This window comes from Aquisalimonas sp. 2447, from assembly GCF_012044895.1.
GTDB lineage: Bacteria > Pseudomonadota > Gammaproteobacteria > Nitrococcales > Aquisalimonadaceae > Aquisalimonas.
Genome location: NZ_CP050695.1, coordinates 3,061,814 through 3,073,938, shown reverse-complemented (window position 1 = coordinate 3,073,938; position 12,125 = coordinate 3,061,814). Strand labels below are relative to the sequence as shown.

General features: G+C 67.9%; 12 protein-coding genes and 1 other RNA gene. 9 read left to right on the top strand and 4 right to left on the bottom strand.

The window, feature by feature from the left end:
* Positions 1–2 precede the first annotated feature (2 nt).
* On the top strand, positions 3–404 hold the full coding sequence (locus KU884_RS14520) for a ClpXP protease specificity-enhancing factor (RefSeq protein ID WP_174813745.1): 402 nt from the start codon (positions 3–5) through the stop codon (positions 402–404).
* Between the two features lie 187 nt (positions 405–591).
* On the opposite strand, the gene KU884_RS14515 is transcribed toward KU884_RS14520, so the two are convergent.
* The 4 genes from KU884_RS14515 to KU884_RS14500 form a co-directional block, all read right to left on the bottom strand.
* Entirely contained in the window at positions 592–1,176 is a 585-nt protein-coding gene (locus KU884_RS14515; RefSeq protein WP_167783296.1) for a BON domain-containing protein, read from the bottom strand.
* A 3-nt stretch (positions 1,177–1,179) separates the two neighbouring features.
* The gene (locus KU884_RS14510) at positions 1,180–1,770 is read right to left on the bottom strand and encodes a phosphoheptose isomerase (protein WP_167783295.1); all 591 of its coding nucleotides are present in this window, start codon (positions 1,768–1,770) and stop codon (positions 1,180–1,182) included.
* Between the two features lie 84 nt (positions 1,771–1,854).
* Entirely contained in the window at positions 1,855–2,208 is a 354-nt protein-coding gene (locus KU884_RS14505; protein WP_167783294.1) for a YraN family protein, read from the bottom strand.
* On the bottom strand, positions 2,205–4,130 hold the full coding sequence (locus tag KU884_RS14500) for a penicillin-binding protein activator (protein ID WP_167783293.1): 1,926 nt from the start codon (positions 4,128–4,130) through the stop codon (positions 2,205–2,207). The genes KU884_RS14505 and KU884_RS14500 overlap by 4 nt, the downstream gene beginning before the upstream one ends.
* 119 nt (positions 4,131–4,249) lie before the next feature.
* On the opposite strand from KU884_RS14500, the gene rsmI reads away from it, so the two are divergent.
* From rsmI to murF, 8 genes are all read left to right on the top strand, one after another.
* Positions 4,250–5,095, top strand: a complete 846-nt coding sequence (rsmI, locus tag KU884_RS14495; RefSeq protein WP_167783292.1) for a 16S rRNA (cytidine(1402)-2'-O)-methyltransferase — start codon at positions 4,250–4,252, stop codon at positions 5,093–5,095.
* A 28-nt stretch (positions 5,096–5,123) separates the two neighbouring features.
* Positions 5,124–5,478: RNase P RNA component class A (rnpB, locus tag KU884_RS14490), an RNA gene on the top strand.
* 384 nt (positions 5,479–5,862) lie between these two features.
* The gene (gene mraZ / locus KU884_RS14485; RefSeq protein ID WP_167784274.1) at positions 5,863–6,270 is read left to right on the top strand and encodes a division/cell wall cluster transcriptional repressor MraZ; all 408 of its coding nucleotides are present in this window, start codon (positions 5,863–5,865) and stop codon (positions 6,268–6,270) included.
* A gap of 13 nt (positions 6,271–6,283) precedes the next feature.
* Positions 6,284–7,219 carry a 16S rRNA (cytosine(1402)-N(4))-methyltransferase RsmH gene (gene rsmH / locus KU884_RS14480; RefSeq protein ID WP_167783291.1) on the top strand — a complete coding sequence of 312 codons (936 nt, stop codon included), beginning with the start codon at positions 6,284–6,286 and terminating at the stop codon, positions 7,217–7,219.
* The gene (gene ftsL / locus KU884_RS14475) at positions 7,216–7,503 is read left to right on the top strand and encodes a cell division protein FtsL (RefSeq protein ID WP_167783290.1); all 288 of its coding nucleotides are present in this window, start codon (positions 7,216–7,218) and stop codon (positions 7,501–7,503) included. The genes rsmH and ftsL overlap by 4 nt, the downstream gene beginning before the upstream one ends.
* Positions 7,504–7,522: 19 nt before the next feature.
* A complete protein-coding gene (locus tag KU884_RS14470) occupies positions 7,523–9,253 on the top strand; it encodes a penicillin-binding protein 2 (RefSeq protein ID WP_254432070.1) in 1,731 nt (576 codons plus the stop codon).
* The gene (locus tag KU884_RS14465) at positions 9,250–10,773 is read left to right on the top strand and encodes a UDP-N-acetylmuramoyl-L-alanyl-D-glutamate--2,6-diaminopimelate ligase (protein WP_167783288.1); all 1,524 of its coding nucleotides are present in this window, start codon (positions 9,250–9,252) and stop codon (positions 10,771–10,773) included. Before KU884_RS14470 ends, KU884_RS14465 begins: the two co-directional genes overlap by 4 nt.
* On the top strand, positions 10,770–12,125 hold the full coding sequence (gene murF, locus KU884_RS14460; RefSeq protein WP_167783287.1) for a UDP-N-acetylmuramoyl-tripeptide--D-alanyl-D-alanine ligase: 1,356 nt from the start codon (positions 10,770–10,772) through the stop codon (positions 12,123–12,125). Before KU884_RS14465 ends, murF begins: the two co-directional genes overlap by 4 nt.

Below are 12,125 nucleotides of genomic sequence, written 5' to 3'. Positions count from 1 at the left end.
CGATGACCTCAAGTCGTCCCTACCTCATCCGGGCACTGTACGACTGGATCATCGATAACGGACTGACCCCTTATCTGCTGGTGGACGTCAGCAAGGAGGGGATCTACGCCCCCATGGAGTATGCCGACAACGGGCGGCTGGTGCTCAACATCTCCCAGCGGGCGGTGCGTGCCCTGGAACTGGGCAATGACATCATCGCCTTCAGTGGGCGGTTCGGCGGTAACGCCCTGGATGTGGAGGTTCCCGTGCGTGCGGTGATGGCCATCTACGCCCGGGAAAACGGTCAGGGCATGCTGTTCAACGACACCGACGATGATCCGCCGCCGTCCGGTGGAGATGGTGAGCAGTCCACGGATAACCAGGCGCAGACCTCCCGCCGGCCGAACCTCCGGGTGGTGAAGTAGGGTAGGCGGAACAATTCGCGTCCTGAGGGGCGCTGGGCACGGAGCCACGTGACTAACTTTTCAGGCGTAGGGCGGACCTTCAGGTCCGCCGTCCCCGCTGTGCAGGCCAAGGCGGCTTGGTCGAGCCTGAAATGGTGGACCTGAAGGTCCACCCTACGATCGCTCCGGTTGCTGCTTCAGCGACCTGCTACTCCAGGTACTCGAACAGCCGAACCACTTCGCGAACACCGCTGATGCGCCGGACCTCTTCGGTAATGGCTTCGGCCTCCTCCCGGGTGACCCGGCCCATGAGGTAGAGCCGCTGCCGCTCGGCGACGATGTGGAAACGCGCCCGATCCAGGGTTTCCGGATCGTCCAGCGGTAGCAGCCGGGTCGCGGCCCGGCCGACGAGCATGCGGTCCCGGGTGCGTGAGAAGACGGAACTCAGTTGCGCGATCACCAGTTCGTTGAAGACGTGGCGCGCGTCGCTCTCGTCGCGTGCGAGGCGGGCCATGCGTTGCCCCGCCTCGCGATCGGGCACTTCCCCCGTGAGCAGCACGATGCCGTCGAAGACCGTCACGGAGATGTTGGACTCGTGGCGCAGTTCTTCGTCACTCAGCAGTTCCGCCATGATCGCGGAACGGATGCGCTGATCGGCCAGGCGCTCGTTCAGGGAGCGGCTTTCCAGGGCGGACGCCGCGTTGTCATCGCCGTTGCCTGTGGGCCCGGCACATGCACCCAGGGCGAGTCCGAGCACCAGTGTCACGGCCAGGTCACGCGCTCTTGCCGCCACCGCCTACTCCATGCCGAACAGCGAGCGGTCGATCTGGTCGCAGAGGCAGTGGATCAGGAGCAGGTGGATCTCCTGGATCCGCGCGGTGACGTTGGCGGGAACGCGAATCTCCACGTCGTCCTCGCCGAGCATCGCCGCCATGGGGCCGCCATCCTTGCCGGTGAAAGCCACGACATGCATGCCGCGATCGTGAGCAGCCTGAATGGCCGCTACCACGTTGGGTGACTGCCCACTGGTGCTGATGCCCAGCAGCACGTCCCCTGCCTGACCCAGGGCTCGCACCTGCTTGGAGAACACGTCCTCGTAGCTGTAGTCGTTGGCGATGGAGGTGAGGGTGGAGCTGTCCGTGGTCAGGGCGACCGCCGGCAGCCCCGGGCGCTCCATTTCGAAGCGGTTGAGTAGCTCCGAGGAGAAGTGTTGCGCGTCCGCAGCGGAGCCGCCGTTACCGCAGGTCAGGATCTTGCCGTCGCGACCAAGGCACGCCACCATGCGTTCCCCGGCGGCTACGATGGCCGGGGCAAGGGTGTCCATGGCCATCTGCTTGGCGCGGATGCTCTCGTGGAAGTGCTGAATCACGCGATCGTGGGAGTCCATCCTGTCTCTCTGGGCTAGGGTCGAATGACTGGGACGAGCCTGGTCCGTCGGCGGCGGGCCACGCCGCCCCGCACTCGTCCACGCTCAGTCTGCCTGAAACGCGTCGCGAATCCACTCCAGGTTATCGTCATCCAGGGCCACCACGTCGAAGCGGCACGGTCGGTCCAGGCGTCGCTGCTGCAGGTAGGCGAGCGCTGCACGGATAATCCGTTGCTGCTTGCCCCGGCCAATGCTGGCCAGGGCGCCCCCGTGGCGTGCGTCGGCGCGAAACCGCACCTCGACGAACACCAGTGTGTCACCGTGGTCCATGATCAGGTCGAGTTCACCACCGCGGGCGAGGAAATTGCGTTCGCGCAGGTGCAGGCCCTGGCCTTCCAGATATCGCCGTGCCCGCTCTTCCTGAGTCCGGCCGCGTTCCCTGCGGCTGCTGTCCGTCACCGTTCGTTCGCCTCCGTCTCGTCAGCCGCGCTGTCCAGTCCGGGCAGTTGCTGCCGGTCCTCGTCGGGCTCCAGTCGTTCCACGCGGCCACGGTGGAAGCGCGCCGGCAGAACCTCCCGCTGCACTGCACCGGTGTCGTCGATGCGCAGTAGTCCGGTGGCGCCCTCCAGGCGCTCACCCTCGTTGGTGCGCATGGTGGCGAGATAGGGGATCAGCCGGTAGGCATCGGCCCCGAGGGCATACAAGGGCGCATTGCGGTCGAGTTCGCCATCCCAGATGGTGGCGAGTTCGGAGCGCCGCGGTGCCAGTCGGTCCCCTTCGCCGAGCATCCACGGCATGTCGAAAAAGACCACGCCGGCCATGTCCCTGTCGGCCGCGACCTCATCCCGGCCGCCCCAGGCGTGAGAAGTGGCCATGACCGGGAGGTCCAGGGCGTGATGGAAACGCAGTTGCGGGCGGATCAGCCGTGCCTGGCGCGGGAAAGCGCCGACGAACACCACGTCCACGTCCTGGCGACGGCGAGGTTCGAACTCCACCGACCGGTTGATGGTGCGACGCAGGCGCTGTTCACGCTGGCTGCTGCGGTCCAGACCGAGCATTCGCCGGATGGGCAGGGAAAAGTCACTCTGATCGTCGCGGTAGCGCTCGCGGGCCAGCACCGCCCCGCCACCCGATTCATACTGCTCCTGGAACGCGGTGGCGACACGCTCGCCCCAATCGTTTCCCGGGACGAGGACCACGGCGTGCCGCTGGCCGCTGGCAAGGGCATGGCGAGCCGCCTGGCGTGCCTCGTGCTCTGGCAGCAGGCCGAAGCGGAACAGGTTGCCGGGCAGGGAGGCATCAGCGGAGGCACTGTTCAGGGCCAGCATGGGGACCGGAAGTGAGCCGGTGTCGGCAAACACGGACACCGCCGGACGGGTCAGCGGGCCCACCACCAGGTCGGCACCGGCCTGGACGGCGGTCATGTATGCGGCCCAGGGATCGTCACCGTCCTCGCCGATGTCGTGGATGGTGACCTCGGTGCCGTCGTCCGCGGCGCTCAGCCTCGCCGCGAGAAAGCCATCACGGACGGCGCGGCCGGAATCCGCCAGCGAGCCGGACAGCGGCAACAGTAACGCCACCTTTTCCGGGCGCAGAACCTCCTCGCGATACTGGGCCATGATGTCGTCGGCGATCTCGCCGACTGCCGGGTGATCGGGGTAGCGGTCCCGCCAGAGCGCCACCGCTTCTTCCATTTCGGCCGGGTCCAGCCGGTAGTTGCGGATCAGGAAGGTCAGCTCCACCCAGCCACCGAAGATATCCGGGGCCGGTGGCATGATTTCCCGCAGCCTCTGCATGGGGACTTCGGCCAGGCTCTGCCGTAACTGATTCCGGTTCCGGTCCAGTCGTGGGCCCTCCGGGAGCAGGGCTTCCAGGCTTGCCCGGGTTTCGGCACTGTCCAGCAGCCGCCCCAGGCGGTACTCGGCGTCGGCACGCACTTCGATCAGGTCCGCCGCACGGCGCGTATCGCTGGGCAGGCGATCACTCACCTGTTCCAGCGCCCGTTCGTACTCCCCCCGTTCCAGGGCGATCCGGGCCAGTACCGCGGTGCGGAAATCCACCAGCGATGCGGGTGTGTCCTCGTCGATGGGTACGTCCCCGGCGAGTTGCTCCGCGCGCCCCAGATCCCCGGCGTCGACGAGCGCGGAGCTGGCGCGCAGCACGTATTCGTGCCGCAAGGGCGGTTCCTCTGCCTCCGCCGCCTCCAGGAACGCGTCCACCGCGCTGTCGTAGTCACCCTCGGCAAGCGCCTCTTCGGCGGTGTCCACCGCCGGGTGGCGCTCCGGTTCCTCAGGTGTGGGCGCACAGGCCGCCGTGAGGGCAATGGCGGCGATCAGCAGGAGGCGGCGCAGGTGCCGCGGGAGCGGGTGGTGCATCGGCATGAGGATTCCGTCACTATGGCGGCCTGTCTCAACGCCAGGTCGGGTGGGGCCGTCATGGCGCCCGCAACAACCTGGAAAAGGTCGAACGAGTCTAGCAGGTACCGGATTCAGGGGGGAACGTGTCGCCGTCAGCAGGCACACTTCATATCGTGGCGACGCCCATCGGCAATCTCGGGGACATGACCCCGCGGGGGCTGGAGGTCCTGGGGGCGGTGGACGTCGTGGCCGCGGAGGATACCCGGCACAGCGGCCGGCTTCTGGCACACTTTGGCGTGCGTGCCTGCGATTTGCTGAGCCTCCATGAGCACAACGAGGACGAGCGGGTAGAGGTCATCATCCGGCGCCTCCTCGGTGGTGAGAGTGTGGCGCTGATCAGTGACGCCGGCACGCCGCTGGTGAGTGATCCCGGCTATCAGCTGGTGCGCCGGGCCCACCGGGAGGGCATTCGCGTGATTCCGGTGCCCGGGGCGAGCAGCCCCGTGGCCGCGCTGTCGGTCTCCGGTCTGCCCACGGATCGCTTCTGCTTCGAGGGCTTCCTGTCGGCACGCTCCGGGCCGCGGGCCCGTCAGCTGGAGGGGCTGGCCGGCGAGGCCAGGACACTGGTGTTCCTGGAGTCATCCCACCGCATCGAGGCGACCCTGGAGGCCATGGTTGCTGCCCTGGGCGGTGAGCGCCAGGCGGTCATGGCCCGGGAGTTGACGAAGGCGTATGAAACCGTCCGCGCCAGCTCCCTGGCTGATTTGCTGACGCTGGTCCGGGACGATCCGGATCAGCGCCGTGGCGAGTTCGTCCTGGTGGTTGCCGGTGCGCCGCCGACGACGGTGAACGACGCCGAGCGCGACCGCGTCCTCGGCGTGCTTCTTGCGGAGCTGCCCGTCAAGCAGGCCGCGGCGCTGGGTGCCCGTATCCTGGGGCTGCCCCGCAATGCCTGTTATCAGCGCTTGCTGGAACTGCAGCGCGATTGACGGCCCGTCACCGTGTTACCCTGTTCGTGGAGTCGGCCAGGCAATCGCTGCCGGTGTTTCCACCGGCGGAGGAAAGTCCGGGCTCCACAGGGCAGGGTGCCAGGTAACACCTGGGAGGCGTGAGCCTACGGAAAGTGCCGCAGAAAACAGACCGCCGATGGCCCGTCAGGGCACAGGCAAGGGTGAAAAGGTGCGGTAAGAGCGCACCGCGCGGGTGGCAACACGCCGCGGCACGGTAAACCCCACCCGGAGCAAGACCAAATAGGGGAGCCATGATGTGGCCCGCATCGCTCCCGGGTAGGTCGCTTGAGGCGCGCGGTGACGCGCGTCCCAGAGGAATGGTTGCCCATCGACAGAACCCGGCTTACCGGCTGACTCCTTCTCTTTTCCGGAATCACCCGTCGGCGCAATCCCGCGCCGACGGGTGAATGTCGACCGTCTCCTCCCGCCGTCGGTTGTCCCTTTTTGTCGGCCCCGCCCGATGGTCTTTCTTGCAGCCAATTCCAGAAACACTTCTTAACGCGCTGATTTGAGTCTCGATTCCATTCGCTTGCTGCCGTCGCGTGGCAGCGACACCCGGGGATTCTTAAGTTCTTGTCACACAAGAAAGAATCCCTGTCCGTTTCCTTGACAGGTGGGAGACAGGCTCCCTATAGTGTGACGAAGTGGGATGAAGTGGCACAAAATGGAATATCCGGGGGCATCAGGGGTAGAACGTGTTTAGAGTTCGGGGGGTCGCCAATCTCAATCTCGACGGCAAGGGGCGCATGAGCTTTCCCAGTCGCTTCCGCGACAAGCTCATGAGTTTCTGCGAGGGCGAGATCGTGGTGACCGCGGATCCCGAGCGCTGTCTGCTGGTCTATCCCCTGCCGGAGTGGGAAGAGATCGAGGAGAAGCTCATGTCACTGCCGTCTCTGAACGCCCACGCGCGCTCACTGCAACGCGTGTATCTCGGTCATGCCACCGAGGCACAGCTGGACGGCAGTGGCCGGGTGCTGCTGCCGCCGCCGTTGCGGGAGTTCGCCGGCCTGGACAAGCGGGTGGTGCTGGTGGGTCAGGGCAAGCGGTTCGAGCTCTGGGACGAAGGCACGTGGAACGAGCGGTTCGATCAGTGGCTGTCGTCGGCGGCGGACAAGGAGGGGATGCCGGACGAGCTGCAGCAGCTGTCCCTGTGATCCGGATCTGGCCATGATCGCCGAAGACCAACACCGGCCGGTACTGCTGGCCGAAGCAGTGGAGGCGCTCAACGTGCAGGAGAGCGGCGTCTACATGGATGGCACCTTCGGGCGCGGCGGACATGCCGCCGCGATCATGGAGCGGCTCGGCCCAGCGGGGCGGCTGTGGCTCCTGGATCGCGACCCGGAGGCCATTGATGCCGCCGAGCAGCGCTTTGCCGGCGATGGGCGTGCTCGTGTCCGGCACGCCTCCTTCGGTGACGCGGTCGACGTCCTGCGGAAGGACGGCGTCCACGCCCTGGATGGCGTGTTGTTGGATCTCGGTATGTCGTCGCCGCAGCTGGACGACGCCGACCGTGGCTTCAGCTTCCGCCATGACGGCCCGCTGGATATGCGTATGGATACCTCCGCCGGTGAAACCGCCCGGGAGTGGCTGGCGCGGGTGGCGGAAAAGGACCTGGTGCGGGTGCTGCGCATCTACGGTGAGGAGCGGTTCGCCAAGCGCATTGCCCGTGCCCTCGTGAAGGCGCGGGAGGCCGGCGATTTGCCCGGGACCACCGGCGAGCTGGCCGCCCTGGTGGCTGCGGCGGTGCCGTACCCGGACCGGCACAAGCACCCGGCCACGCGGACGTTCCAGGCCATCCGGATCGCCCTGAACGGCGAACTCGATGCCCTGCAGCGTTTTCTGGATTCGGTCATCGACCTGCTCGCCCCCGGGGGCCGGCTGGTGGTGATCAGTTTCCATTCGCTGGAGGACCGGATGGTCAAGCGATTCATCCGGGGCGCCGGCGAGCAACGGGATCTGCCGCCGGAGATTCCGGTGGTGCCGGAAGGGCTGCGTGCGCGCCTGCGACCCATCGGTCGCGCCGTGCGTGCCGGGAATGAAGAAGCCCGCGCCAATCCGCGGGCGCGGAGTGCGGTGATGCGCGTCGCGGAGCGGCTGTCATGAATGGCTCGGCGCTGGTTGTCTCCGGGCTGGCGGCAGCGGTGGCGCTGTCGGCACTGCTGGTGATCTACAGCCAGCACCAGAGCCGGGTGTTGTTTGCCGAACTGCAGGAGCTCAACCGCGAGCGTGATGCCCTGGACGCCGAATGGGGCATGTTGCGCCTGGAGCAGGGGGCGTGGGCCACCCATGGGCGGGTCGAGCGGCTCGCTCGCGAGGAGCTGGACATGGTGATGCCCGGGCGGGATGACGTGGTCATCCTGCGCCGGCCGTCAGGGAACAGGGATTGATCCCGATGAGGAGTGGCACGTGAGCACAGCCAACGCCAACAAGCCGTATCAGCCGCCATACTGGCGCTACGTCACCGTGCTGGTGGCGTTCGCCGTGCTGGCCGGTGCGCTGGGGTGGCGTGCTGTGGATCTGCAGGTGGTGCGCAAGGACTTTCTGCAGCATCAGGGGGATGCCCGCCACCTGCGGGTGGTGTCCGACCCGGCGCATCGCGGCATGCTCACGGACCGTACCGGTGAGCCGCTGGCCATCAGTACCCCGGTGGAAACCGTCTGGGCGCATCCTGGCAATCTGCTGGAAGCCGCCGACCGCCTGCCGGAGCTGGCGCGCATGCTGGACATTGACCCGTCCGCGCTGGCGCAACGGCTGCGCCAGCGTAGCGGGCGCGAGTTCGTCTATCTGCGGCGGCATGTGTCGCCGGACCTCGCCCAGCAGGTGATGGATCTCGATCTCCCCGGCGTGGCGTTGCGCCGGGAGTATCGCCGGTTCTATCCCGCCGGCGAAGTCACCGGTCACCTGCTCGGGTTCACCGATGTGGATGATGTGGGCCTGGAAGGGCTGGAGCTGGCGTTCGAAAGCTGGCTGCGCGGTGAATCCGGCCGCAAGCGTGTAGTGCAGGACCGGCGTGGGCGCATCATCGAGGACGTGGAGCAGCTCCGGGAGCCGCGTCCGGGACGTGACCTCGAGCTCAGCATCGACCGTCGGTTGCAGTATCTTGCCTATCGGGAGCTCAAGGCGGCCGTGAACGCCCATGACGCCGCCGGCGGTTCGCTGGTGCTGATGGATCAGCACACCGGCGAAATCCTGGCCATGGTCAACCAGCCCGCGTTCAACCCCAACAACCGCGCCGGCATGGAGTCGGGCAGTTCCCGCAACAGTGCCCTGGTGGATGCCTGGGAGCCGGGCTCGACCATCAAGCCCTTCACCGTGGCGGCCGCCCTGGACGCGGGCAGCGTCACGCCGGAGACGGAGATCGATACCGGGCCGGGCGTGATCCGGGTGGGTGGTCACCGGGTGCGGGATCTGCGGGACTACGGCCGCATCGATGTCACTGAGGTGCTCAGCAAGTCCAGCAATATCGGCGCGGCGAAACTGGCGCTGGATCTTGAGGATGATGCGCTGTGGCGCTTGCTGGGTCGCGCCGGTTTCGGCCAGCGCACCGGTGTCGGTTTCCCCGGTGAAGCGTCCGGACGGCTTGCCTCCATGCCTTCGGGCAGCGAGATCGAGCAGGCCACCCTGGCCTTCGGCTACGGACTGTCCGCCACGCCGTTGCAGCTGACTCGTGCCTATGCCGCCATTGCCGGCGACGGCACCATGCCGCTGCCCACATTCCTGCGCAGTGACGAGGCGGAGGAGCGCGAGCGCGTCATGAGCCCGGAAGCGGCGGCGGCCGTGCGCGGCATGCTGGAAAAGGCCACCATCAGCGGCGGTACGGCGACCCGCGCGCAGGTTCCGGCCTACCGGGTCGCCGGCAAGACCGGAACGGTGCACAAGTCCGAGGCCGGTGGCTATGCCGAGGACCGTTACGTCGCCTGGTTCTCGGGCATGGCCCCGGCCAGTCATCCGCGGCTGGTACTCACCGTGATGCTGGACGAACCCCGGGGTGAGGCCTACTACGGTGGCCAGGTGGCTGCCCCGGTCTTTGCCGAGGTCATGGGCGGCGCCCTGCGATTACTAAACGTGCCGCCGGACGGCCTGGAGCGGACGCCGGTGCCGGAGTCGCTGACCGCCATGGGGGATGAGCGCCAATGAGCGCCGCTGCGTACCAGACCCTGAGCACGCCCCTGGCGACCCTGCTCCAGGGCATCGCCCGCAGTGACGCGGTTGCGAGCACGCAGGTTACCGGGCTGGCCCTGGATACCCGCCGTCTGGCTGCGGGTGCTGCCTTCGTCGCTATCCCCGGGACACGTCAGCACGGTCTTGCTCACGTTGCCGGCGCGGTGGCCGCCGGTGCCGCTGCGGTGCTCTACGAACCCGACGGTGCGGGTGATGTTGCCGCCGCCAGGGCCAGCTGCGACGCGGCGGGTGTTCCCCTGGTGCCGGTGCCGGGGCTTGCAGCGCATGCCGGTGAACTGGCTGCGCGTATCCATGGCTACCCCGCTGCCGCGCTTCAATGCATCGGTGTGACCGGCACCGACGGCAAGACCTCGGTCACACGTTTCCTCGCCGACGCCCTGGATCGTGAGGATGCCCGGTGTGGGCTGGTGGGCACCCTGGGCGCCGGGTTTCCAGACGACCTTACGGACACTGGCATGACCACCCCGGATGCCCCCACGCTGCAGGAGCGGCTTCGCGACATGGCGGACCGCGGCGCCCGCAGCGTGGTCATGGAAGCATCGTCCCATGCGTTGATGCAGGAGCGGCTGGCGGGGATCCCGTTCCATACCGCCGTACTCACCAACCTGGGCCGGGATCATCTGGACTACCACGGCGGGGTTGAGGCCTACGCCCAGGCGAAAATGCGCCTGTTCCGCGGCGGGGACCTGCAGCTGGCCGTTCTCAACCAGGACGACGCCCTGGGGCTGCGCCTGCGCCGGGAGCTGCGGCAGAGCGGCGTCCGGGTTCTGTCCTACAGCCTGGACGCCGGGGCCGATGTGGAGCTTCTCTGCACCTCCCTGCGGACCCGCGCCGAAGGACTGGCCATGACCGCCATCACCCCGGCCGGGACCCTTGATGTGAGCGTGCCGTTACTGGGCCGTTTCAACGCCGCCAATATCCTCGCGGTGATCGGCGTCCTGCACGGGCTCGGGCTGGACACCGATGTCATCAGCCAGCAATTGCAGCGCGTGCGTCCCGTGCCGGGGCGCATGGAACCTTTCAGTGCTGCGGGCCGGGCGCTGGCCGTGGTGGACTACGCACACACGGCCGGAGCCCTGAGTGCGGCGCTTTCGGCGCTGCGGCAGCATGCCCGAGGGCGTGTCTGGTGCGTGTTCGGTTGCGGCGGCGAGCGCGACACCGGCAAACGGCCCTTGATGGGGCGCGCCGCGGAAGCGCTGGCCGACGAGATCATCATTACCGACGACAATCCCCGTGGCGAAGACGCGGACGCCATCGTGTCGGCGATTCGCGACGGCTTGCGCGCTCCGGGCGGCGCACGGATCATCCGCGACCGCGCCGTGGCCATTGCCACTGCTCTGAGCGAGGCGGCGGTCGACGATGTGGTCCTGGTCGCCGGCAAGGGCCACGAAACCGACCAGATCACCGCCACCGGGCGGCACCATTTCAGTGACCGCGAGGTGGTTGAGCGCATCCAGGCGGGAGGTGAGCCATGATCCACTGCCGTCTGGATGAGCTCGCGGCACCACTGGGGGCGCGCCTGAGCGGGCCCTCGGTCGCTTTTCGGGGTGTGAGTACCGACAGCCGCAGTGTCAACCCGGGCGAGCTCTTCGTTGCCCTGGAGGGGGAGCGTTTCGACGGCCACGGTTTCCTGAGTGATGCCGTGGCCCGCGGCGCCGCCGCAGTCATGGTCCGCCACGGTGACAACATCGGTGCGCCGGCGCTGGTGGTGGAGGACACACGCCGTGCGCTGGGCGCCCTGGCGCGGCACTGGCGTCGTCGCTGCACCGCGCGAATCGCGGCCATTACCGGCAGCAATGGCAAGACCACGGTCAAGGAAATGCTCGGCGCGATTCTGAACCAGGTCGCCCCCACTCTGGTGACCCGCGGTAACCTGAACAACGACATCGGCGTGCCCCTGACCCTGTTCCGTCTGGCCGAGGGGGATCACTTTGCGGTGGTGGAGATGGGAGCCAATCATGGTGGTGAAATCGCCACCCTGGCTGCCATCGCCGAACCGGACGTTGGCGTCGTGACCAATGCCGGGCCGTCCCACCTGGAGGGCTTCGGCAGTGTCGACGGCGTTGCCCGCGGTAAGGGCGAGATGTTCCAGGGGCTGGGTGCCGGGGGGACCGCAGTGATCAACGCCGACGATGCCTACGCCGACCTGTGGCGGCAGCTTGCCGGCGGCAAGGCCATTGTCGACTTCGGCATTGACGCCCCGGCCGCCGTGTCCGCCTCGCCGGCGAGCCCAGGACAGCCGGTTCGTATCAGTCTGCCGGCCGGGACGGTGTCCGTTCGCCTGCCGGTGCCCGGCCGACACAATCTCATGAACGCGCTGGCTGCGGCCGCTGCGGCGTCGGCGCTGGGCGCCTCGCCGGAGGCGATCCGCAGTGGCCTGGAGGGCGTCAGCCCGGTGGCCGGCCGGTTGAATCGCCGTAACGGCGTCGCCGGCTCCACAGTGCTGGACGACACCTACAACGCCAATCCGGCCTCCCTGGCCGCGGGCCTGGAGGTGCTCGCCACGGTTCAGGGCGCGAGCTGGCTGGTGCTGGGAGACATGGGTGAACTGGGCACCGACGGCGCCGCACTGCATGCCGAGGCGGGGCGCCGGGCGCGGGCCGCCGGCGTCCGGCGGCTGTTCGCCGTGGGACCACTGAGTGCCGAGGCGGCCACCGCCTTCGGTGCAGGCGCGCAGCATTTCGACGATCAGCAGGCGCTCATCGATGCCCTTCGCGCGGCAGTGACCGCCGACGTCACGGTGTTGGTGAAGGGCTCCCGCAGCATGGGCATGGAGCGGGTGGTGCAGGCGCTGGAGGTCGGGGACATGGCCGGGGGGAGAGGCTGA

Excerpts from the sequence above, each read along its gene's own strand:
- KU884_RS14500 (WP_167783293.1), bottom strand. The coding sequence starts at position 4,130 with ATGCCGATGCACCACCCGCTCCCGCGGCACCTGCGCCGCCTCCTGCTG.
- KU884_RS14520 (WP_174813745.1), top strand. The coding sequence starts at position 3 with ATGACCTCAAGTCGTCCCTACCTCATCCGGGCACTGTACGACTGGATC.
- murF (WP_167783287.1), top strand. The coding sequence starts at position 10,770 with ATGATCCACTGCCGTCTGGATGAGCTCGCGGCACCACTGGGGGCGCGC.
- ftsL (WP_167783290.1), top strand. The coding sequence starts at position 7,216 with ATGAATGGCTCGGCGCTGGTTGTCTCCGGGCTGGCGGCAGCGGTGGCG.
- KU884_RS14510 (WP_167783295.1), bottom strand. The coding sequence starts at position 1,770 with ATGGACTCCCACGATCGCGTGATTCAGCACTTCCACGAGAGCATCCGC.
- mraZ (WP_167784274.1), top strand. The coding sequence starts at position 5,863 with ATGAGCTTTCCCAGTCGCTTCCGCGACAAGCTCATGAGTTTCTGCGAG.
- KU884_RS14465 (WP_167783288.1), top strand. The coding sequence starts at position 9,250 with ATGAGCGCCGCTGCGTACCAGACCCTGAGCACGCCCCTGGCGACCCTG.
- rsmH (WP_167783291.1), top strand. The coding sequence starts at position 6,284 with ATGATCGCCGAAGACCAACACCGGCCGGTACTGCTGGCCGAAGCAGTG.